The sequence below is a fragment of the Streptomyces thermoalcalitolerans genome, assembly GCF_039525155.1.
In the GTDB taxonomy this organism is placed as follows: domain Bacteria; phylum Actinomycetota; class Actinomycetes; order Streptomycetales; family Streptomycetaceae; genus Streptomyces; species Streptomyces thermovulgaris.
The window spans coordinates 1-2,064 of record NZ_BAAAHG010000118.1 but is presented as its reverse complement, the minus strand read 5'-3'; the positions used below and the strand labels follow the sequence as shown (position 1 = coordinate 2,064).

At 62.7% G+C, this 2,064-nt stretch carries 3 protein-coding genes; all 3 read left to right on the top strand.

Annotated elements, in window-relative coordinates; genetic code table 11:
- On the top strand, positions 1–1,005 hold a 1,005-nt coding region (locus ABD224_RS29005), incomplete at its 5' end, for an ATP-binding protein (protein WP_344055260.1).
- Between the two features lie 160 nt (positions 1,006–1,165).
- Positions 1,166–1,552 carry a PD-(D/E)XK family putative nuclease gene (locus ABD224_RS29565; protein ID WP_465253937.1) on the top strand — a complete coding sequence of 129 codons (387 nt, stop codon included), beginning with the start codon at positions 1,166–1,168 and terminating at the stop codon, positions 1,550–1,552.
- A partial coding sequence (locus ABD224_RS29000) for a hypothetical protein (protein ID WP_344055258.1) occupies positions 1,549–2,064 on the top strand: 516 nt, incomplete at its 3' end. The genes ABD224_RS29565 and ABD224_RS29000, both read left to right, overlap by 4 nt.

Here is a 2,064-nt window from a genome sequence, read left to right as displayed (position 1 = left end):
GAGGACATGCCGACGAAAGCGGAGGCCTCGAAGCTCTTTCGGCAGGTGCTCGGAGTTGAAGCGACCGAGACGCTCACTCGAGCAGTCCATCAGGGAGACGTCCAGACGCAGAGTGCGGCCGTCGGAGATCCGGCCAGTCGGAGCGACATCTCCGGTCTGAAGGCCATTCAGGAGCTTATCGACATCCTGGCGATCCCCGCTCCGATCATCTATCTGTTCGGGAACCCAGGGAGCGGGAAAACGAACTTCGCGCTCTTGCTGGCACAGCTGTGGAAACGCGAGCAAGGAGACGACGCGGTCCTCGCATCAAACATCCGGACGTGGGAGGAAGCCGACGAGTGGCATCCGTCCTATGGATCCCTCCGGTCCCGGCTCGATGATCAGACGATGGACCTCCCCGGCGGAGGGATCACGGCGAAAGAGGACGCTTGTCCGTTCCTGTTCGTTTTCGACGAGGCCTCGAGCCACGCCTCGGGACGCGGTAAGGACGGCTACGAGGCCGGGCAGAAACTCGGGCCGCTCGTCTACAAGATCCGGAAAGCGCGAGCTGGTCTCATCATCATCGGCCACGACGGTAAGGACGTCCATCCGGCAGTGAGGACGATGGCGACGGTCGTGCAACGGTATCGCGGAGAAGTGAAGCGAGCGACGGTCTACGAGGACGTCGAAAATCGGAAGGGGATCAACAAGATTATGGAACTCAACGGGATCCCGGAGACCGACTATCGATACGACGACGAGGAGGCGACGTCGTGGTCGTGGGATGGAGTCGACGACGACGGCCTCGAGGAGCAGACCCTCGAGCAGGCCCGCGAGTTAGCCTCAGACATGACCGAGCAGGAACTCCGGAAGGTTGCGTGGCGTCTCGACAGTGCCGGTTTCCTAGATCTCGATCAAGACGACATCGCTCGAGCCCTCGGATACTCCCAACAATGGGTCTCGAAATGGTCGAACCGATACGAGGAGCAACACGGCGAGTTCGAACCCGAGGTCGACGACGAATGATACAACGAGACCAGATCAAAGCGAGCAGTTGCGTGGTACGTCCGGATCCGACCTCGAGAGGTATCCATCGGCTCAGATCCGAGACCGACTCACGGCCGAATCTCGGCCACAGAGAGGTGTCTGAGTCTTACCGAACTGGCGGGGGTGCCGTGGTGGTGGTATGAGTCGATCGAGCAACGCTCCGCGATACGGAGCACTCGTCGAACGCCACGCCCGAGACGACCGAGGCCTCGAGGCCGAGCACTCGAGTTGGCACGACGCGAGGACCCCGAGCGGAGAGCCGGTCTCGATCAAGGGAGCCATGAGACGGCGAGCCGACGGCTCTACCGGACGGTTTCGCATCTTTCAGGATGCCTACGATACGCTGGCGAAACGGGACGGATGGATCTACTTCGCCGCCTATCGACCTCGAGGCCGAGGGATCGAGGTCCTCCGTTCCAAGATGACCCGAGCCCGGACGCTCAGGCTCTCAGACAGCGATTTCTATCCGAGCGGCCACCATCGAGGGCCGCAGATCAAACTCTCGATCGAGGAGGTGTTTCAGTGACCATGGCCCGCAGACTCAGACTCACGGCAGAGGTGGCACAGGTGATCGATCCAGACGAGCGAGACGGCTACATGGTGCCCGGAGAGATCCTCGAGGCCCTCGAGGACGAGCAACGTCTCGCGGTGCTATGGCTCGAGCCCGACGATCTCCGAGCCCAGGTCCTCCGGACTCCGCTCGTCGGCTCGGTCGCTGGACTGTTCGGACTCGAGATCGAGACCGAGGTCGTCGCGATCGATCCGGAGATCGACGTCGGCGAGGGCGCGATCGTTCGGGCCGACCTCGAGGAGGCATACGTTCGGGGGGAGCGACTCCGCGGAGAGACGATCGAGCAGGAGGTCGGTCTCTGGGAGGTCGCCGACGTCGTCGAGACGATCCGACCCGCTCCCCAAGAGGACGTCGACGACAGCATCGAGCGACTCGGTCTCGAGGTCGACCCGGTGGACGTCGACGAAGACGACCAGGAGGAGAACGACGACGAGCGGACGGTCGAGTGTCACGACTGCGGAGCCGAC

Coding starts and splice junctions, on each gene's coding strand:
- ABD224_RS29565 (WP_465253937.1), top strand. CDS start 1,166: ATGAGTCGATCGAGCAACGCTCCGCGATACGGAGCACTCGTCGAACGC.